Raw genomic sequence first — 20,286 nt, 5'->3', positions numbered from 1 at the left:
AGCGTGCCAGATTTCAGTGGCAATTCGCGTCCAACTGCTCTTCGTGCAACGGTTCGAGAACCGGGATTGGATGACTTGTCCGCACGAATTCATGAAACTCGTCCTGTCGACAGGTTCGGCTCACGGGCCGTCCTGAGCCATGATGCGATTTCCATCGCCCGGGTGATCTGCATCCTGGGCGTTGTGTACGTTCACGCCTGGACAGGGCTCGGCGGCCACGATCTCGAACTGGCTCGCGGGACGGCGCAGGAAAACCTGCGCTGGTTCCTGATGGAAGCCTTCGGGCGCAGCGCAGTGCCCCTGCTCGGGCTGATTTCGGGCTGGCTCGTTGCCGGCTCACCCAGAACGCGCAACTGGTTGGCACATGTCGAACGCAAGGCGCGCACGATCGTCGTGCCGATGATTGCATGGAACGTGATAGCGCTCGTGCTGGTCTGCGGAACCGCCTGGCTGTTCACCCTTCCCGCCCCGACGCCGCCTTCGGTCAGCTGGGTTCTGGAGGAAGTCTTCATCCTCACCCGCAATCCCGACGTCAACGTGCAGATGCCGTTCCTGCGCGACCTTTTCGTGTGCATGGTCATGGCGCCAATGCTGTTGCGCATGAGCGGCCGGTCTCTGGCATTGGTGATCGCACTGGCTGCAGCTGGTCAGGTGTTCGGATTCGGCGCGCCGCTGATCCTGCGCCCGGCCATTGTCATGTTCTTCGGCCTCGGGATCGCCGCCCGCCGCGCCGGCCTTGCCGAACGCGCGGCGGCCTGGCCGCTCGGCCTTGCCATCGCTCCCTTTGCGGTACTTTTGCCGGTTCAGCTCTGGCTGGTCATGGCGCCCGATATGCCCAGAACCGGCGCCTTGATCGCCAGCTTCGACCTAGTGATGCGCGTCACGGCATCGCTGTTCTTCTGGCGCCTGGCATGGGCTCTTGCGAAGTCGCCAGCCCGCAGCCTGCTTCTGAAGATAGAGCCTTTCGCCTTCCTCATCTTCTGCGGTCACCTCGTTTTCATGTGGCTGGCTGGCCCGCTGCTCGGCCAGATCTTCGGAAAGCTCGGGGCGCCAGCCTATCCGGTCTACCTGCTGCTTCAGCCGGTCATGGTGCTCGTCTGTATCGTTGCCATCGGACGGTTCCTGCAATGGTGCGCGCCGGGCCTGGCCGAGATGCTGAGCGGAGGACGGCTCAAGGCACGCAAACCGGCTGCTGTATCGCCCCTGGCAAATGCTGCCCCGGCAGAGCCGGTAAGTCCTGCCCACCTGGGTTGAGAAACAATAATCTCCTCTCGCATGAACGGCCATCAGGCTGGTACAGCCCGGGCATGACGGGCAATTCTGCAAATCGCCGGATCGGCATTATCGGCACGGGACGCGTCGCTCAGGCGCTCGCGCTTGGCCTCGGCGCAAACACCTTGTCCCCGCCGCTGATTTGGGGGCGTACCGCCACCGGACGCGAAGAGGCCGTATCGCGGATCGGAAGGCAGGCCCATGCAAGCGATACGATGGCCGATCTCGTTGAAGCCAGCGACATCATCGCGATCGCCGTCTCCGACGATGCTGTCGCCTCCGTCATCGAGAAGATGGCAACCCTCATCCCTGCCGGACATATGCCCTTCGTCTTCCATGTCAGCGGCCGCAGCGGCGCAGCCGTGCTCGATCCCCTGCGCGAAAAATGCGCGCTGACCGCGGCGATTCACCCGGCCATGACTTTCACCGGCAATCCGCAGGAGGAAGTAACGCGAATGACAGGCGCCTACTTCGCTATCACCGGATCTAGCGACCGCGCGTGGGACATGGCCAGGCAGATCGTCGCCGAGCTGGGGGGCGTCGCAGCGGAGGTCACCGAAGACCGTCGCGCTCTATACCACGCAGGCTTGTGCCACGCGGCCAATCACCTCGTGACCCTGCTAGCCGGTTCCTCGCACATCCTCTCCGCCGCGGGAGTGGAGGAACCTTATGCCATGCTGACCCCGCTCGTGCGCGCTGCGCTGGAGAACAGCCTTGCACGTGGGTTCGATGCGCTTTCCGGTCCGGTGCTGAGAGGTGACCGCGAAACGATCGGCCGGCATATCGCAGCCCTTGTCGAACATTGCCCGCAGGTCCTGCCGGCCTATCGCGCGATGGCCCTGGCAACAGTGGATGAACTGGAGACTGAAGGAGCGCCCCTACCGCTCGGCGGGGTCCGCTCGGAGCTCTACTGAGCCCTGTCGGCTACAACTGCGCATCATCCGGAACCTTGTCGATCATTCCAGTGCGGGAGCGGACCGCTACACAGTTCTCAATGCAACTGGTTGCGGGGTCCTTTGCGGATCCGGTCGACTGCCGTCGAGATCGCGTCGCGCGGGGATAGAGCCGACGTGTCGATCAGGATCGCATCCCTGCACATGCGCAGGGGCGCCTGCTCGCGGCTCTCGTCCCTGAAGTCGCGCGCGGTGACTTCAGCAGCCAATTCCTTGAGCTCGATGGGGTATTCCATCTCGAGCAGCTCATTGAAGCGATGGCGCAGGCGTATGTCGGGATTGGCGGTAACGAAGATCTTCGCATCGGCATCGGGCGCGATAACGGTGGCGATGTCGCGGCCTTCAAGGACAGCGCCACCTTTCCTGTGCGCAAAGACCCATTGTCGCTGGAACAGGGCCTGCCGCACCGAGGGGAACACAGCGACGCGACTGGCCAGGTCCGCGACCAGTTCGGAGCGCAAGTGCGGCTCACCCAACAACCCCATCGGAAAATCGCAGGCCGCCAGCGCGTCGTCCTCGTTATCGACACAGCCCCCGTTGAGGATGACCTGCCGCGCAACTGCGCGGTAATGCAACCCGGTCTTGAGGTACGGCACCTGAAAATGCCACGCGAGTCCCCTGGCGATCGAACCTTTCCCCGATCCGATAGGACCATCAACGGCGATAAGCATGACTTCTTCGCCTCCTGACTGTTCTCACCCCATCAAGATGGGATCTGCAGCAGGCTTTGCAATGCTTGCCAATTACCGGCGCGAGAGCATTACTTCGATCGCGCAGCAAGGCCCGCCAAGGGACCTACCTCTCAAGGTTTCCCGAGGGTTTTCGCCCATGTCCGCATGTCAGTAGCGAGGCGTGCCAGTTCGCCCTCATCCTCGAAAACCGAATGACCGGCAGCATAGGCTTTCGAGGTCCGCCTGTCAGGGCCGATTCCGGCATGATCCAGGGCAAACAGGCCTGCCGCAATCGGCGTGGTGATGTCGTAGTATCCGCCAACGGTCATCAGCTTGAGGCCGGGTTTGGCCTCCATCGCCTTGGCCAGATAAGGCGCAAAGCGCACGGTGCTGTAGACTTCTCCGCGCCCCCAGTTCCACTTGAAGTTGATCCCGAGGTTGAGCGTTCGGTATGGGCTCGGCAGAGCATAGCCGAGCTGCTTTTCGATATATTCGGAAATGAGGCCACCGGTCTCTGCACCAAGTGTCATCGACGGATCGTCGAAAGGCGGGTGCATGTTGGACTCGGCGATGGCCCTCGTCGCCCGGCCGTCGAGTTGCCCCGTCCGCAATCCCTTGTCGGCCAGCAGTCCGAGCATGAACCCTGGCTTGTCGAGTTGCAGTCCGTCCTGTTCCAGCTTCGCTGCAGGCAGGCCGATGAAACCCGACAGGCGCTGCGCGATCCGCGCACGTTCGGAAGGGGCAAGCGATGCACCTGCGATCAGGGCCCTGGCATAGTCGCCTTCCGCAAAGGCCCGGGCCTGCGCGAAATGCTCCTCGATCGAACTGCCCTGCCGGTCGACCGCACCATGATACCAGGCAACCGCGGCAAGGGTCGGCAGCAGCGTGACGTCCGAAACGATTGGCCCGCTGCTGTCTCCGATCGAAAGGGACAGGAGCGCCACGCCATCGGGCAATGGCTGATCGGCCTGGTTCTCGGCGTTGAGGATGGCAAGGGCACGCGCGGTCCCGTAGCTCTCGCCCACCAGTGCAAAGGGGGAATCGGTGCGCCCATTGGCCTCGCGCCAGCGCTGAACGACATCGGCAACGGCCCGTGCATCGCCATCTACCGAAAACAGGCTCGTCGCATCGATGCCCTTGATCGGCATGCTCGTGCCGGTGCCGGGCGGATCGATGAAGACGAGGTCGGCAACGTCGAGCAGGCTGAATGGGTTGTTCGCAAGGCGAGGCTGTCCGCCTTCCTTATCGACAATACGCACGGGTCCGAAGGCCGAAAGATGCAGGGGCGAGGAGGACGCGCCCGGGCCGCCGTTGAAGATGAACAGGACCGGCCGTTTCGCGGCTTGCCCGGCATTGCGCGCGACATAGGCATAAGTCACAAGGACAGCAGCCTTCTCGCCCTTGTCGTTGGTGACCGGGCTTTCCGTCACGATGGCATCGTAGCGCAGCGACCGACCGCCGAATTCACCCTTGTGGCGTGTCGTCACGACACGCTCGCTCGGCGCGTCGCGCTCCACCATCGCTTCCATCGCCTTGAGGAAAACCGGCGGCATCGGCAGGCTCTCGTCTTGCGCGAAAACGGATGCTGAAGGGATCACGGCAAGGCTCAGCGCGATCACGCTGGCACGCAGGGTCCTGAAAGGCATAGGGCTGGTTATTCCGGTTTCTGGATGGGCAAGGTGTCGATGAGGCGTTCGATGTCGTCCATCGAGTTGAACCAGGAAGGACAGACGCGAAAGCGATTGCGGCTCAGCGTGATGTGCAGGCGGGCCTGCCCAAGCGGCTCGGACAGGCGCTTATGGGCATCAGGCAAGACACAGGTGAACAGAGGGCTGCGGCATTCGCGAGGCGTTGCGACGCAATAGCCCTTGCGCGGCAAGGCCTCGTGAAGCCGTTGCAGCATAGGCTGGCGATGCGCCATGATCCGGTCGACGCCCAGTTCGAGCAAGCGCGCCAGCGACCAGTCGAGCTGCGCCATGACGCCGTGCGAGCGCGTTCCCATCGCAAACATGCCCTCAGCGTCGTCGCGCGGGGCCATGTCGGCGACGGTTTCCCCGGGACTGTCGTAGGGGTAGACGTGAGACCTGAACCGTTCGAGCTGGTAATAGCCGAAGCGCGGACGTTTCAGATCCTTCAGGCGGTCGGGCCGAACGTAGAGGAAACCGAGCCCGAAATCGCCCATGAGCCACTTGTAGCTGGCACTGGCAGCGAAATCGACGCCGCTCGCCCGCACGTCGATAGGCACAGTCCCTGCGGCGTGGATGATATCGGCATAGACCATGGCGCCACGAGCATGCGCGATTTCACAGATGCGGGCGAGGTCGTGTTCGAAGCCGTTGTAGGTCGACACGAGCGAAAGACTGACGAGGCGGGTACCGGGCCCAATCGCTTTTTCGTAGGCTTCAGGATCGATGCGGCCGTCGACAGGCCTGATCCAGCGCACATCGACCCCTTGCTTCGCAAGTTGCTCATACAGCCAGAACGAGCCGAAGAAGTGCAGCGTGTCGGTCACCACGCTACCCCCTGCAGCGGGCAGATCGAGGGCTTCGACAACAAGCTGCTCGCCCGCCGTCGTACTCTGCACGAATGCAAGATCTTCAGGAGCTGCATTGATCAATCGCGCGAAGGCGGTCTTGATCCGGCCTTCCACTTCCTCGGTCGGCCATGAGCGCGTTTCGGCACGCGCGGTAAGATAGGCGTCGAGCGACGCCTTCGCCGGCAGCGGGACCGGATGCATCGTGCCGGAGTCGAGGTAGAGCTTGTCCATCGGCGCAAATTCGCCGGGTCGCGCCAGCGAAGCGGTAGCCGATGTAGTCGGCGAAACGCTCGCTGCCGACAAGGCTCCACCCGTCAGCGCAGGTGCAAGCGGCAACATGGCCGAACCGCGCAGAACATTCCTGCGGGACATTTTGGACTGCTGCGAATCGGGACGCTCGATCATTTCCACATCCTAGGGAAAGACTTGCGCATAAGAATTGCGGAATTTGAGCGCATCCTGGCGCCGAGATGCCAGAAACCCGAATGCGATCCGTACCTTCAGGCCAACTCGTGCATAAAATTGCCGCACCACTGGCGCTAGTCTGCCATGACAACCCGCAGCAAGAGATCAGCCATGCCCGTCAAATCCTATCGCATCCTGACCGTGTCTCTGGCTTTGGCCGCTCTTGCAGCCTGCCAACATGTTGCGCCATTGCGAAGTGAAGCGGGACGGGGCGAAGCGGGACGGGTGACGCCGTCATGCCCGGGCGATGCGACGCGATCCGAAACTATCCTCACGCTGGAGAAGGGTCCGGTCGAATATACCGCCTGCGCGGGAACGATCCGCGTTACCGACACACGGGATGGACCACTGGCGGACCTGTTCTACACGGCCTATATGCTGCCTTCGGACAAGGATGAGCCGCGGCCGATCGCCTTCGTCTGGAACGGTGGCCCCGGGGCGGATTCCCGACTTCTGCACTTCCGGGCGCTCGGCCCGAAAACGTTGCAGGCCGGCCAGCTGGCGGACAATACCGACAGCCCCCTGCCCGCAGCCGATCTCGTCTTTCTCGATCCCGCCGGAACCGGCTTCAGCCGCGCCAGTTCGGACGAGGCGGCCAGGACGCTCTATTCGACGACGGGCGACATCGCCGCTACCGCGCAATTCATCCGTCGCTTCCTCGCTGCGCAGGGCCGCACCGCCTCGCCGCTCTATCTGGTTGGTGAAAGTTTCGGCACCTGGAGGGCATCGGGCGTCGCCGAAGCCCTTCTGCAGGTCGGCCAGCCCGTTGCCGGCATAGCACTGATCTCCGGCGGCATTCCCATGGGTGAGGAGCGGGATCGCGCCCTGATGCGAGCCCTCTCCTTGCCCAATCGCACGGCGACCGCCCTTGCCCTCGGCAAGCTCGATACGTCCTTGTCCGCCGATCCCGCCGGCGCCCTCGCCAGTTCGGAACTGTGGGCGCGGGACGTCTGGTACCCCGCCCTTGCCGCCCCACAATCGCTCACTTTTCGGCAACGGCAGGAAGTCGTGACCGGTCTTGCACGGTTCATGGGCTTGGCGCCGAGCCGGATCGATAGCGCCACGCTCTGGGTTTCACCGCGCGATTTTCGCCAGGGACTGCTGGCCGACGAGGGCAAGACTCTGGGCATCTTCGACATGCGCCGAACCCAAGCCGAGGAAGGAGACTCGGGTGCCGATGCAGTTCTTGCCTACTATCGCCGGGCCCTGGGATTCCGGGACGGCAAGTACGCCGGCATCGAAGTTCCGGCACTGCCGGTGGGCCGAGACTGGCAGTACGATCAGGCCCCGATCACGAAGGAGTCCCTTGCCCGGGCCATGGCGGGTGAAGGACCGCCAAGCCCATCGCAGCCCTGGGTCCTGCGCGCGCTGGAAATGTCACCGACCATGCGCGTGCTTGTCGCCACAGGTCTCTACGATTCACTCAATGGATGCGCGGCCAATCGCGAGGCAGCCAATCGATTTCCTGCGCCACTGGCGAAGCAGATCGACACCCACTGTTATCGCGGCGGCCACATGATGTACGAGGATTCGGCAGAGGCTGTGCAATTTGCAGATGACCTCAAATCGTTCTTCACCAATGCGGACGATGCCCGAAAGCTGGAATAAAAATTTCTCAAAGGCCCGGATCGTCGATTGCGCAATGCACAGGCCATACCCCTTCAGCACAAGTTCGCAACATCCTGCCTCGCGATCTCGATTAATCTGCTTTCCAGACAAGCCGTATTGCAGACGGAACATGAGGGGTAGTTCGATGATCAGCAGGGAGTCTCAAGTCCGCAACCACAGCGCCGGGGTAACCGCGCTTCTGGTCTCCACCGCGACAGCCGCCTGGCTTGCGAGCGCAGCGCCCGCATTCGCTCAGGACATCGCTTCGGCAACCGTCGCGAGCGACGATGCCGGCGAAATCATCGTCACCGGTTCGCGCATCCGGCGTGACCGTGCGGAAGAGAGCGCCCCGCTCGACATCGTCGACGCACAGGTCATTTCGGATCGAGGCTACACCAGCGCATCGCAGGCGCTCAACCAGCTCACGTCGAACAGCCCGATGCTGGCCCAAGCCGACGGCTCGGGAGAAGGCAGCGGATCGGGCCAGCAGTATCCCAACCTCTTCGGCCTTGGCACCGGGCGCACGCTGACCTTGCTCAACGGCCGCCGCATGGTCACGACTTCGGCGGCAACCGGACAGGGCGACGCGCAGGTCGACGCCAACATAATCCCGCTCGGCCTGCTGGAACGTGTCGAAGTAGTCCAGGGCGGCGGCGCCGCCGTCTACGGTTCCGATGCGATCTCCGGTGTCGTCAACTACGTCCTCAAGCAGGACTTCGAAGGCATCGAACTCGACGCTCAGAATGGCATTTCGTCGCGTGGCGACTATCACACGTACAGCTTCCGCGGCACCGCCGGCACCAACTTTGCCGATAATCGCGGCAATATCGCGATCGATCTGAACTACGCGAAGTCCCCGCTTCTGCGCTACGATGCACGGCCGCTTTCCGCGCTTGGCCGACTGACCGTCACCAACCCCAACGATACCGGGCCCAATGACGGGCTTCCCTCGCGCAAGGAATTGCTCGACGCGCGTTTCTGGGAATTCAATTCGAACGGCGTCGTCTTCAATACGCCTGCGCCCTTCACGCGCTTCCTCACGCAGTTGGACGGAACGCCTCTGCAGTTCGCCCCCAGCGGCGACCTCGTGGCCTTCGACCCGGGCAGCCAGGTCGGCATTCCCTTCGCCAGCGGCGGCGACGGCTTCGCCTACAACAACCTGGTGGGTTTGCGTACGGGCCTCGAGCGCTTCACCGGCAACGTCATCGCCCACTATGACCTGACCGATGCCATCACCGTGCGCACCGAGCTGCTCTACGCCCGTACCGAGGGCACCGAGCTTCCCCAGGGCCAGAGCCGCACGATCCTCAACTATGGTACTTACGCCGGGCCGGTGATCTTCACGATCAACAACCCTTATCTGAGCGATTCCGCGAAGGCGACACTTTCGGCAGCCAATCCGGGCTTTGCCTTCGGGGCGCCTCTGTTCCTCTCGAAGTACTTCTACGACCTGACCCCTGACAACGTTCAGACATACAAGACCGACACTTACCGGGCGCTCCTCGGCGCAGACGGGGACTTCTCGGTCGGCGATCGCGATTTCTACTGGTCGGTTTCGGGCAGCTATGCCCGGGTCAAGGGTTCGCAGCGGCGCTGGGAAGTCGACAACGCCAAGTACAGCAATGCCATCAATGCCGTGCTTTCGGGCGGCAACATCGTTTGCGCGATCAACGCCGATGCCGATACCGCGAACGACGATCCGTCCTGCGCGCCGATCAATCCGTTCGGCAACGGCAATGTCAGTGCCGATGCGCAGAAATACGTCAGCGTCCGCGCCGGGCTCGACTATGTCAACGAGCAGGTCGACCTGCTCGCGACCTTCGGGGGCGACCTGTTCTTCTTGCCTGCCGGCGCAGCCAAGTTCAGCGTGGCTTACGAGCACCGCGACGAAAAGGCCCGGTACACGCCGCTGGCTGCCAACCAGCAGGGCCTGTTCGGCGGCGGCACGATGGAAGTCGGCCAGTCAGCCGGGTACAACACCGATGAGGTCTCGGCCGAGCTGCTGATCCCGCTGGTCGACCGGGCCATGGACGTTCCCGTCGTCAAGATGCTCGAAGCCAGCGCCGCAGGCCGCCTTGTCGACAATTCCATCGCCGGCAAGGAGCAGGTCTGGGATCTGGGCCTGCGCTGGCAGCCGGTCGACGGCATTACCCTTCGCGTCTCGCGCAGCCGCAACTTCCGCGCTCCCACGCTGGCGCAGCTGTTCGCGCCTTCATCGACCCAACTTGGCTCGGTCGGCGCCGATCCGTGCGATTCCGACCGCATCACCAGCGGCCCCAATCCTTCGGTTCGCTATGCCAACTGTCTTGCCCTGTTCGAAGCCAACCCGAACTACGGCGTAGAGGCCGACGGCACCAATGCCGGCTTGAGCGCCGCCGACCGGCTCGCCAATTTCCAGGACCCGGCCGAGAACTTCGAACGCGCGACCATTACCACCGGCGGCAACCCGGCCCTGCGCAACGAGATTTCGGACACCTTCACGTACGGCATCGTCCTGCAGCCGGCGTTCATCCCCGGCCTGACGATCAGCGCGGATCGCATCGAGATCGATCTGAAGGACGGCCTGTCGTCCTTCGTGACCGAGAACTTCACTGCGACCTGCTATGACAATACCGATCCGGACCCCGCGGTCTGCAACGCCTTCACCCGGCTTGCCGCGTCGGATGGCGTGAGCCCCGGCGGCACGATCGTCACCGGCACTTCGACGACCTTCAATGCAGGCGTCGTCAAGTACCGCGGTGAAGTCTATGCGCTCGACTACGTCTTCATGCCGGGCAATCTGGGCACCATCCACCTGGGCGTGAATGCGACGCACAACACGCTGCTGACCACATCGGTGACGGGTGAGACCTTCACGCGCACCGACAACACCTATCTCAAGCCGACCTGGGAAGGCCGCTTCAACCTCGACTGGACGAAGGGTCCGGTCAAGGTGAGCTATCAGGCCTACTATCTCGATGCGACGCGGGCCGATTACTACGCCACGATCGAGAACAATCCCAATCCGCGGCTCGACAGCAACCTGACGCACTCGATCTCGATGCAGTGGGATACCGGTCGCATGACCTTCCGCGCCGGCATCGACAACTTTACCGACGAACAGCCGTCCTACCCGCAGATTGCCTATGGCGACATCCTCGGACGTCGCTTCTGGGTAGGCGCAAAGCTGAAGATGTAACGGGCTGGCGGCGCCGGGCTAAACTCTCCTCCCAACGCCCGGCGTCGCCTTGGTCAACTCACCCCCAATCTATCCGGCAGACACGATCACAATGGCGGCAAGCCCCTCCCTCCGAACCAGTACGTCATATGCCCGGTGGATCAGGGAATCGATCGTCCGCAACAGCAACTCGCGCAACCTGCTGGTGAGCCTGTTCGAAAGCTCGGTGCCGGAGCCCACGACGCTGCTGCGCGAGGTCATTCTCGAAGGCTTCGAGAAGAAAGTCACCTCGCGTTACGCCAGTACTTTCGTCCGCGGGAATCCCTATCTGGTCGCCGCGCTGGCGCAGGAATACCGGGTCGGGGAGGACCAGGTGCTAACCACCACCGGCGCGACCGGTGCCCTCTCCCTGATCTACCGCGCTCTTCTCACCAACGGCGATCGCATCCTGGTCGAAAATCCCTGTTTCGATCTTTTTGCCAATCTCGCAGCCTCGTCCGGCCATGCCGTCGATACTTTCGAGCGACCTGCTCCCCACTTCGCCGTCGATCCACAGGCGCTGGAAGCAGCGATCGGGCCGAGGACACGGCTCGTCGTCCTTTCCAATCTGCACAACCCTTCCGGCATCCTGATTGCACGCGAAACTCTCAACGCGCTTGCGGACATTGCCGAGCGGCACAATGTCGTCTTCGTATTCGACGAAGTCTACGGTCCTTATGCCGGCGAGCAATTTACCCCGGCGGCTTCCCAAGGCATTTCCGAACGGTTTCTTTCCGTCAGCAGCCTGACCAAGATCTATGGGCTGAGCACCCTGCGCTGCGGCTGGATTGTCGGCGATGCCGCTATCGTCGCACCGATCCGCGATCTGGCAAGCGAGGTCGAGTTTGCGATCTCGAACCTTGCCCACTGCATAGCCGCGCTGGTTGTCGAAGATCCCGTCGACTTTCGCGAGAACACGTTCTCGGTTCTGGCCCAGGCCCGTCCGATCATCGAATCCTATCATGATCACTGGCGCGAGCACGAGCTGGTCGAAGGCGCATTGCCCGAACATGGTTGCATCGCGTTCCCGCGCCTTGTCGGTATCTCCGATACCCTCGGTTTCTCGCGCTGGCTGTCCGACCGCTGCGGAGTTCTGGTGGCGCCCGGAGAATACTTCGGCGCACCGGGCCATGTCCGCCTCGGTTTCGCGATGGAGCCTTCGCGACTGGACTATGGGCTTCAGGCGCTTACGGACAGTCTCCTGACCTACCGCGAGCAGAACCGGACGAAGCACAGGACATGATCAAGGCATCACTGCATTCCTCGGGTCGCACCGAGCCAGCGCGGCGGCGCATTCATGCGTTCGCCGCGCTGGCAACGATTGCAGTGATGTGCGGATCGATGACGGTACAGGCGGAAGAACCGCAGGCCGGAAAGGTCCTTCTTGATACGCAGGCCAAGCCGGAAGGCTTCGCGAAACCACTACACGTCGAAAGCGGGACTTACACCGTCTCTGCAGGCACCGGGGCAGCCCCCGCCACTGCCGGTTATCTCTCCTATACCCGGGAGAAACCTGCGGCCAATCGTGCGGTCATCTTCGCCTTCAACGGCGGCCCCGGCGCATCCTCAGCATACCTGCAGATGGGGCTGCTCGGCCCTTCGCTGGCGCATCTGGCGCAAGATCCGACGGCAAGTGCGAATGCGCCTGTCGGTTCGATGACCGGTCCGACGTCGATCTACGACCTGGCGGACATCGTCTTCATCGATCCGCCGGGAACCGGCTTCTCGACCCGCCCGGAGGGATCGGCGTTCACGCCTTACATGTCGGTCGAAGGCGACGCGGCGGCGGCGGCCGATCTGGTTCGCCAATGGCTCGAAAGTCATGGTCGGCGCGGGGCCCCGATCTATCTACTCGGTGAAAGCTACGGAACGATCCGCGCCGTCGGCATGCTCGATGCTTTGGACAAGCTCGGTCTTTCCGCGAACATGCGGGGCATCGTCCTGCTTGGGCAGGCGCTCAACATGATCGAGACCTCGCAGCGTCCCGACAACGTCGTCACTTATGCCGTCTCGCTGCCCACGCTCGCCGCAATCGCCTGCTATCACGGCAAGTTGAAATCGTCCTGTACCGCCGAGACGATCACGGCCGAAGCCGCATTATTTGCCCGCAACGAATACTTGCCCGCCCTGTACAGGGGGCGCGACCTTCCGCAGGCCGACCGCGCGCGCCTGGCTCAGCGCCTTGAGGACCTGACGGGCATTCCCGCCGCATTCTACCTGGCCAACGACCTGCGCATTTCCAAGGAACGCTTCCGCGTCGAACTGCTTCGCAGCGAGGGACAAGTCACCGGGCGTTACGACGCGCGATACGTCGCCAGACGTCCCGACGACGTGGCGACTTTCATGCCGGGCGATCCCGCTTCAACGATTTCAGATGCCTACCAGAATGCCATGCTCAGGTACCTTTCCGCGTCCCTGCACATTCCGGGCGCAGACCGCTACAAGGTGATTGCGCGCTTCGAGGGCGAATGGAGCTACGGCAGCGCAGATTCCCCCTTTGCCGACTGGCCGTTCATGTCGGTCGTGGAAAGGCATGCAGAGACGAACAAGTGCCTGCGCCTTTTCGTCGGCACCGGCATCTACGACACCACGACGACGATCGGCGCTGCGGATTACCTCTTCGCGCAGTCCGGCCTTCCTGAAAGTCGCTATCGCAACGAGCGCTATGTCGGCGGCCACGTGTTCTATTCCGATGACACCAGTCGCGCGCGTTTCCAGTCGGACCTTGCCGCCTTCGTGAAGGCGGATACCTGCCGGTGAGCACTCCCGACCACGCCTTGCGCAAGGGGATCGGCCTGTGGGGCGTCGTGTCCATGGGCCTGGGCACCGCCGTTGGCGTATCGATCTTCTCGGCGATTTCACCGGCCACCGCACTTGCCGGGCCCGCGATGCTGCTCGCAGTCCTGGTCGCCGCTCTGCCGATGTACCTGATCGCGGTAAGCTACGCCTTTCTCGGTTCAGCCGACCCGGTTTCGGGCGCAAGTTTCGTCTGGCCCTCTCGCTATCTTCATCCGGCACTCGGCTTCTTCATCGCGTGGATGCGCATCGTCGCCAACATGGGGGCGATGGTCGTGCTGGCCCTAGTCCTCGTGCGCTATGTCTCGATGCTTGTCCCCCTACCGGTCAAGCCGACCATGTTCGCAGTGTTGCTCCTCGCGTTGCTTGCCAACCTGTTCGGCGTTCACATCGCGGCCCGCGCGCAGACGCTGATGATCGGCGCGCTCGTCGTCCTCTTTGCGCTTTTCACGCTCTGGGGCGGCATCGCCGCTGTTGAACCGGCCCGGCTGGAGCCGTTCCTTCCCCATGGCATCCATGGCGCGATTGCCGCGGCTCCGCTGCTGATGGGGCTGTTCTTCGGCATCGAAGCAGCCACCGAAGCCGGCTCGGAAGTCGCCGAAGGACGCCGCAACATTCCCCTGGGCATTGCCCTTGCCATCGGTTCGGCAACGCTGCTCTACACCGCGGTCGCCTTCGTCTCCCTGACGGTCATGGGTGCCGAGCCGCTTGCAGCCAGCCAGGCGCCGATCCTCGACGTGGCGAAGCGCTTCATGGGACCGCTGGCCGTGCCGGTGATCGTCGTCGCAGCCATCGTGGCGATCGGCACAAGCCTGAACGCCATCTTCACCATGTTCAGCCGCAGCCTCTTCGCGATGGCACAGGCCGGCGTGTTGCCACGCGCCCTGGCCCGCGTACACCCGCGCTGGCACGTGCCCCACATCGCCCTGCTCGCGGTCTTTGCGATAGGATGCGCCGGGCTTCTGCTGCCGATGGAACTGACGTTCCTGTTCCTGGCGGTCAACATTCCCAACCTGGTAAAGTACGCAAGCATCTGCCTTTGCGCCCTGCGCGTCGCCCGCGGTCATCCCGAGCTTCATGCCAGCGCCAGCTTCCGCCCTTCGCGCCGACGCATGACTGTGCTTGCCGGAGCAGGTGCGATCTGTGCCGCAGCCCTAGTGATGGTCGGGTTCGAAGCCGACTGGCGGCCCTATGCACTTCTGCTGGTCTGGGGCCTGCTGGGCGCCGCCTGGTACTGGCTGCGGCGCAAGTAAGTCCGGTAAAGAAGGGCTGCCCGAGGCAGCCCCCCATCCAATCTCATCTTTTCAGAATGCGAAGTCCTCATGCGCTTCTGCGCCCTGCCCGTGGATCAGAGCCACCGGCTTCGGCGCGATCTGGGGCACGACGATCTTCGGCGCCGCCGCAAAAGGCGTAACGCCCACTTCGCTCCAGATCTCCGAGGGGTAATAGATGGTCCCGCCCTTCACCACCATCGCCATGCGATGCAGCGCGCTCATGTCGGTCAGCGGATTGCCGTCCAGCAGGACGAAATCGGCGTACTTGCCTTTCTCGACAGAACCGAACGCCTGATCGCGGTGTAGGTATCTATCCGCATCCAGCGTCCCGATGCGCAGGACATCTGCAGCCGGAATGCCGGCCTCGGCATAGATCTGCAACTCGCGGTGTACCGAAAGCCCCATGTCGGAATCGGTTCCCGGGAGCAGGGTGACACCGCGCTTGTGAAGGTCGAACAAGAGTGCCTTGATCGTCTCGAATGCGCCGTCGTATTCGGCTGCATCCTGCGGCGAACTGATCGGCGCGATGCCCTGCCGACGAACGCGCTGCATGCCGACCGGAAGATGATCGAAATAGCCGGCGACAGACGGATTGATCTTGCCGTTACGTGCCAGCATCAGCAATTCCAGCGTCACGGCGGTCGGATCGAGCGCGATGTGCTTGGCCTGCATCGTGTCCAGCGTCCGGGCCACCCGCGGCGAATGGAGGTCGAGACCCGCAGTCCGGCGCATGGCCGTCAGCCGCAGGGGCGTGCGCGTATCCTCTTCGGGCTTGAGCACCCAGCCGAGCATCAGTTGGTTGATGTGGGTCACCTCGTCGTAGCCAGCCGCAATCATCGCATCGGCGTTGGTGAATGCGGGAATATGCCCGGTGACGCCAAGGCCGAGCTTCTTGGCCTCCTTCACGACTGCCGGCACCCATTCGGGATGGAAGCTGTTGTAGATCTTGATCTGCCAGTAGCCGCGGGCCCCGTACCAGCGCACGGCGTCCAGTGCCTCGACCTCGCTGTCGGCGATAAAGCCGTTGCGCGAGGAATAGGGACTGCGGCCTTCCAGAAAGCCATTGCGAATGATGTGCGGTCCGGCCACTTCGCCCTGGTCGATCCGGTCCGTCAGGTCGAGAAGGAAGGCGTTGTCGTTGCCCATGTCGCGGACAGAAGTGACACCCGAGGCGACATAGAGCAGCGCCGACTGCAGGGAGACGTGGGCGTGCATGTCATGCAGGCCGGGAATGACGGTACGGCCTTCGCCCTCCACCAGCGCTTCTTCGGGCGACGGCGGGCTGTCCAACGGTTCGATCGAGGCGATGCGGTCCTTGAACACCACGACCGAGACCGGCTCACCCAGTGTGCCGCTCGCCGGATCGAAAACCCTCACGTTGCGGATCCGGATCGGCATCCCGTAATTGTGGGCCACCTTCTTCTGGATCGCCGCAAATCGCTCGGCCGACCGCGTGGCCGCGATCGTGCCGAGCTCCTGCGCGGACGACGCAAGGTCTTCCCGCACGGTAACGTGAGTTGGCGAATAGGCAGCGACCAACTGATCCTGATGGTCGAGGAGGATCGCGTCCGGCGTCAGGCCGATACCCTTGACCAGGTAGGACCGGTATTGGGTGCCCCCCAGGGTGACAGGCGCTTCTTCCTCAAGCGACAGCGCGCCCCCCGGGGCCGCCTGCAAAGTATGGTCCGCATCGGCCAGCAGTGCGCGGGCATAGATACCCAACGAGAAAGGGCTGCCTTCCTGCGCGACATAGAGCGTCGGCTCCTTGACCTGCATGGCGCCCTTGCCGGTCGTATCCGTCCAGGTCAGGCGCTTGCCCTTCGCCGCAAAACGCTCGTCTACTTCGTTGCCGAATGTCGAGGTGCCCAGGAGCGTCCAGCCTTGCGGCAATCCCTTGTCGTCCAGCACGATCGTCTCGTGCATGGTGGGCCCGCGCCCATTGCTTTTGACGTCGTGGTCGATGGAAATGGTCTTGCCATCGATGTCGACATAAACGTGCCCCACGTTTTCGCCGTTATCGATGACGGCAAAGCGCTGCTCCTCTGCATGGAGGGCACCCGCGCTCAGGGCAATAACGGAACAGGCAAGCAGGCGCAGTGCGGCGGGACGGTTGAATTTCATCAGATCGAGTTCCGTTTTGTGTGAGACGTATAGATGTGGGCAGCGGCTGCGAGATCCTGCACGGCATGGCCAAGCGACTTGTAGGCCGTGATCTCCCGATCGTTGCGTCGGCCCGGGACCAGGCCAAGGAGGACTTCGCCGATTTCCGCGACAATGTGGTCATCCCCGACCAGACCGGCAGCCCTGGCGACGAGAAATTCCGCTGCTGCATCCAGCGCCGATGCCCGGCTATCGGCGATGAAGCGGGAAACCGCGACAAGCGCGCTGTCGACTTCGACGGGGCCCGGGCCACTGGACCCCACGATGTTGACGTGAGTGCCGGGCTGCAGCCACTCACCCAACAAAATGGGCGAGCGCGCTCCAGTCAACGTGCAGATCACGTCCGCCTCGCCCACGGCGGCCTCGGCCTCGCCCGCCGGTTCCACAGGCAAGCGCGAGGACCAGTCTTCGATCACGGCGCCCACCTTTCGCTCGTCACGTCCCCAAATCAGGATTCGCTCGAAATCACGAACCAGCGGCATGGCCTGAAGATGGGAATGAACCTGCCCACCGGTTCCCATTAACAGGAGCACCCTGGAATCGCTGCGGGCCAGCGCCTGGGTCGCCACCGCCGTGGCCGCCGCAGTGCGAATATGGGTGATCTCTTCAGCATCGGCGACACAGACTGGCTTGCCCTCGACCGGCTCGAACATGGTCACGAGGCCGCGATGGCGGCGCACGCCAGGATTGTCCGGCTCGGCGAACACGCTGATCATCTTGGCCCCGAACATACCGTCATCCGACAGGGCACCGGGCATCTGCGCGAAAGTTCGCCCTTCGCCCATATGGATCATCGTTCGCAGCAGTTGCCGCGTCTCCCCACGCGAAAGGGCCTTCATGGCTTCACGAACGACGCCGATGCACGAAGGGTAATCGAGCAGGTCGCGCACGTCTTCGGCATCAAAGACCGCCAGTTCGCTGCGTTTCATAGTCCGGGCCGCCTCTCTGGTCCTGGTAGTTTCGTCTCCGAGCATCGGTGATAGCGCCTCTCACGGGAATATTTCACGCTTTGTTGCGCTTCCCGCCCGATCCATGGCATGTTCAAGTCAACAAAGACCTTCAGGGAGCATAATCTTGCCTGGCGAATTGGACCGGCTCGACATCAAAATCCTCGATCGCCTGCAGATCGATGCGTCGGAATCTTCGAGCGAAATCGCCGACCGCGTCGGGCTATCGCAGTCACCCTGCTGGCGGCGCATGCAACGCCTGAAGGATGAAGGATACGTCCGGCACACCGTCGCGATTCTCGATCGCGAAAAGTTCGGCGAAAGCATGTTCATCTTCGCCCAGCTCAAGATGTCCCGGCTTTCGGACGAAGATCGCGACCGCTTCGTCCATGCCATAGAGGCAATCCCGGAAATTCTCGAAGCCTACACCCTGTTCGGCGAACTCGACGTCATGCTCAAGGTGCTCGCACCCAACATCGGCTGGTACCAGAATTTTACATTCCGCACCCTGCTGCGCCTGCCAGGCGTCGAGGACGTACGCTCAACCGCGACGCTGTCGGAGCTCAAGTGCACACACCGTCTGCCCCTGCCCTCGCTACCCGCGTGATCTGCGCATAATTCATGCACAGGTCGAGAGAATCGGGGAGCAGTTTGCACAGACCGTTGGCCACCCGGCCTGATAGCCTGCCTCGATGAAATCGCTTAGCTACAGCCTCGTCGCACTCACCGCCGGTCTGCTGACCGCAACGCCCGTTTGCACGGTCCGTGCAGCGGAGGCACCGGATCTCTCGATCTGGCTTGCGCCAATCGCGGACGAGAACGGTGCCTTGACCCGGCTCGACGTTGCCATCCGGTTCGAGGATCCGCCGCAGGACGCGGCGCTGGCAAGCATGGCAGTCACCGCGAACACGGTAGAGACCTCGGCCAACGCGATCGCAGCGCTTGCCTTCAGCGACGCGCGCGGCCTTGTCCCTGTCGTAGCGCATGACAGCAAGCTGGACGCAGACAACACGCAGCGCACGTGGCTGGCGCAGCGCGCGATCTCAGGTCCTGTGACAATTGCCTATCGCGTCCTCATCGATCCCCAGCAGCCGGAACAGGCGCGACCGCAATACGAGCTGCGCGCCAGCGATGGCGGTCTGTCAGGAGGCGGTAATGCCTTCCTGGCCCTGCCGGCAGACGAGATTGCGCGAAACGTGTCCGTGCACTGGGACCTTTCGCGCGCCGGCGCCGGAGCCAAAGGTGTGTCCAGCCTCGGCCCGGGAGACAGTCGCTCCAGCAAGCCATGGAGCGTCGAGGAGATCGCATCGAGCTATTACATGGCGGGAAAGGTCGGCACGTTCTCCCGCGGCGCATTCTTCGGCACCTGGCAGGGACAATTCGGCTTCGACGGTACCGAGCTGATGGGCTGGGCTGCCCGCCTGCAGCAATTCTACGGGGACTTCTTCGATCAGCGGCCGGCCAGCTTCGGGGTCTTTGCGCGTACCAACCGACTGAACCCCGGCAGCGGTATCGGACTGACCGACAGCTTTGCCTTCACCTTCAGTGACAAGACGACGCTGGAGGATCTGGAAAGCCTGCTCGCACACGAGATGGTCCATTCATGGATCAACTCCCTTAGCAACTCGATGGATGCTCCCGGCGGACTTGCGCTCTCCTGGTTCGGTGAAGGGCTGGCCGTCCATTACCAGCGCATGTTGCCTTACCGGGCCGGACTGATCGGCAGGCAGGCCTTCCTTGACGATCTCAACGCCACGGCGGCGCGCTACTACACCAATGCCCTGATCGACACGCCCAACGACGAGATACCCGCCGGCTTCTGGAAGGACACCCGGATACGTGTGCTGCCCTATGATCGCGGTTCCCTCTATTTCGCAACGGTGGATGCCCAGATAAGGGCCGCTTCGCAGGGCAAACGCTCCTTGGACGACATCGTCCGCAAGATGCTGGCCGAGCGCCGCGCCGGTCACCCCATGGACATGGCGCTTTGGAAAGAGCTGATGGGCCAGGAACTGGGGACGCAGGGCCTGTCGCAGTTCGATGCGATGCTGGGCGGAGCTGGCGTGCTGCCGCCCTCTGACGCTTTCGGCCCGTGCTTCGAACGTGTGACGAAACCCTTGCGCCGTTTCGATCTCGGGTTCGATCCGCTGATCCTGACGACTCCGGATCGCATTGTCGGCGGCCTGAAGCCGGGATCGGCGGCAGAGGCAGCCGGGCTGCGCAACGGCGACAGGATACGCAATCGCTTTCCGCAGGACGCCATGCAGGCGGATCAGAATGCGACTTTGACCCTGCAGATCGAGCGGGACGGCAGGCAATCCGAAGTGAGCTACATGCCGCGCGGGGAAACGGTCGAAGCCTATCAATGGCAAGCGAAACCGGCCTGTCCTTCAGACTGACCCGAACAG

14 protein-coding genes are annotated in these 20,286 nt (G+C 63.1%); 9 read left to right on the top strand and 5 right to left on the bottom strand.

Going from position 1 to position 20,286, the window contains the following annotated elements:
* Nucleotides 1-87 precede the first annotated feature (87 nt).
* Complete coding sequence (locus B5483_RS13990; protein ID WP_079730992.1) at nt 88-1,254, top strand: acyltransferase family protein; 1,167 nt, start codon at nt 88-90, stop codon at nt 1,252-1,254.
* A gap of 53 nt (nt 1,255-1,307) precedes the next feature.
* On the top strand, nt 1,308-2,186 hold the full coding sequence (locus B5483_RS13985) for a Rossmann-like and DUF2520 domain-containing protein (RefSeq protein ID WP_079730819.1): 879 nt from the start codon (nt 1,308-1,310) through the stop codon (nt 2,184-2,186).
* A gap of 77 nt (nt 2,187-2,263) precedes the next feature.
* On the opposite strand, the gene B5483_RS13980 is transcribed toward B5483_RS13985, so the two are convergent.
* The 3 genes from B5483_RS13980 to B5483_RS13970 form a co-directional block, all read right to left on the bottom strand.
* On the bottom strand, nt 2,264-2,896 hold the full coding sequence (locus B5483_RS13980) for a (d)CMP kinase (protein ID WP_079730818.1): 633 nt from the start codon (nt 2,894-2,896) through the stop codon (nt 2,264-2,266).
* A 131-nt stretch (nt 2,897-3,027) separates the two neighbouring features.
* Nucleotides 3,028-4,542 (bottom strand): S10 family serine carboxypeptidase-like protein, encoded by a 1,515-nt coding sequence (locus B5483_RS13975; RefSeq protein ID WP_245829231.1) that lies wholly within the window; start codon nt 4,540-4,542, stop codon nt 3,028-3,030.
* Nucleotides 4,543-4,550: 8 nt separating this feature from the next.
* Nucleotides 4,551-5,804, bottom strand: coding sequence for an aminotransferase class V-fold PLP-dependent enzyme (locus B5483_RS13970; RefSeq protein ID WP_245829228.1), 1,254 nt, complete (start codon nt 5,802-5,804; stop codon nt 4,551-4,553).
* Between the two features lie 204 nt (nt 5,805-6,008).
* On the opposite strand from B5483_RS13970, the gene B5483_RS13965 reads away from it, so the two are divergent.
* The 5 genes from B5483_RS13965 to B5483_RS13945 all read left to right on the top strand — a co-directional run bounded on the left by B5483_RS13965 (nt 6,009) and on the right by B5483_RS13945 (nt 14,750).
* Nucleotides 6,009-7,505: a S10 family serine carboxypeptidase-like protein gene (locus B5483_RS13965; protein ID WP_245829225.1), complete on the top strand. Its 1,497-nt coding sequence runs from the start codon at nt 6,009-6,011 to the stop codon at nt 7,503-7,505.
* Nucleotides 7,506-7,650: 145 nt separating this feature from the next.
* Nucleotides 7,651-10,683, top strand: coding sequence for a TonB-dependent receptor domain-containing protein (locus B5483_RS13960; RefSeq protein ID WP_054945348.1), 3,033 nt, complete (start codon nt 7,651-7,653; stop codon nt 10,681-10,683).
* Between the two features lie 184 nt (nt 10,684-10,867).
* Nucleotides 10,868-11,944, top strand: coding sequence for a pyridoxal phosphate-dependent aminotransferase (locus tag B5483_RS13955; protein WP_245829223.1), 1,077 nt, complete (start codon nt 10,868-10,870; stop codon nt 11,942-11,944).
* A complete protein-coding gene (locus tag B5483_RS13950; protein WP_245829220.1) occupies nt 11,941-13,461 on the top strand; it encodes a S10 family serine carboxypeptidase-like protein in 1,521 nt (506 codons plus the stop codon). The genes B5483_RS13955 and B5483_RS13950 overlap by 4 nt, the downstream gene beginning before the upstream one ends.
* The gene (locus tag B5483_RS13945) at nt 13,458-14,750 is read left to right on the top strand and encodes an APC family permease (RefSeq protein WP_079730816.1); all 1,293 of its coding nucleotides are present in this window, start codon (nt 13,458-13,460) and stop codon (nt 14,748-14,750) included. The genes B5483_RS13950 and B5483_RS13945 overlap by 4 nt, the downstream gene beginning before the upstream one ends.
* Nucleotides 14,751-14,801: 51 nt before the next feature.
* Here B5483_RS13945 and B5483_RS13940 read toward each other — a convergent pair whose 3' ends face one another.
* Nucleotides 14,802-16,892 carry an amidohydrolase family protein gene (locus B5483_RS13940; protein ID WP_079730815.1) on the bottom strand — a complete coding sequence of 697 codons (2,091 nt, stop codon included), beginning with the start codon at nt 16,890-16,892 and terminating at the stop codon, nt 14,802-14,804.
* Nucleotides 16,892-17,860 carry an ornithine cyclodeaminase family protein gene (locus B5483_RS13935; protein ID WP_079730814.1) on the bottom strand — a complete coding sequence of 323 codons (969 nt, stop codon included), beginning with the start codon at nt 17,858-17,860 and terminating at the stop codon, nt 16,892-16,894. The genes B5483_RS13940 and B5483_RS13935 overlap by 1 nt, the downstream gene beginning before the upstream one ends.
* 145 nt (nt 17,861-18,005) lie before the next feature.
* Between B5483_RS13935 and B5483_RS13930 the strand changes: the two genes are divergently transcribed.
* Both B5483_RS13930 and B5483_RS13925 read left to right on the top strand, forming a co-directional pair.
* Complete coding sequence (locus tag B5483_RS13930; protein WP_054945343.1) at nt 18,006-18,485, top strand: Lrp/AsnC family transcriptional regulator; 480 nt, start codon at nt 18,006-18,008, stop codon at nt 18,483-18,485.
* 85 nt (nt 18,486-18,570) lie between these two features.
* Nucleotides 18,571-20,277 (top strand): M61 family metallopeptidase, encoded by a 1,707-nt coding sequence (locus tag B5483_RS13925; protein ID WP_079730813.1) that lies wholly within the window; start codon nt 18,571-18,573, stop codon nt 20,275-20,277.
* Nucleotides 20,278-20,286 lie beyond the last annotated feature (9 nt).

Source organism: Novosphingobium mathurense, assembly GCF_900168325.1.
Classification (GTDB): domain Bacteria; phylum Pseudomonadota; class Alphaproteobacteria; order Sphingomonadales; family Sphingomonadaceae; genus Novosphingobium; species Novosphingobium mathurense.
This window is presented reverse-complemented; position numbering and strand designations above follow the sequence as displayed.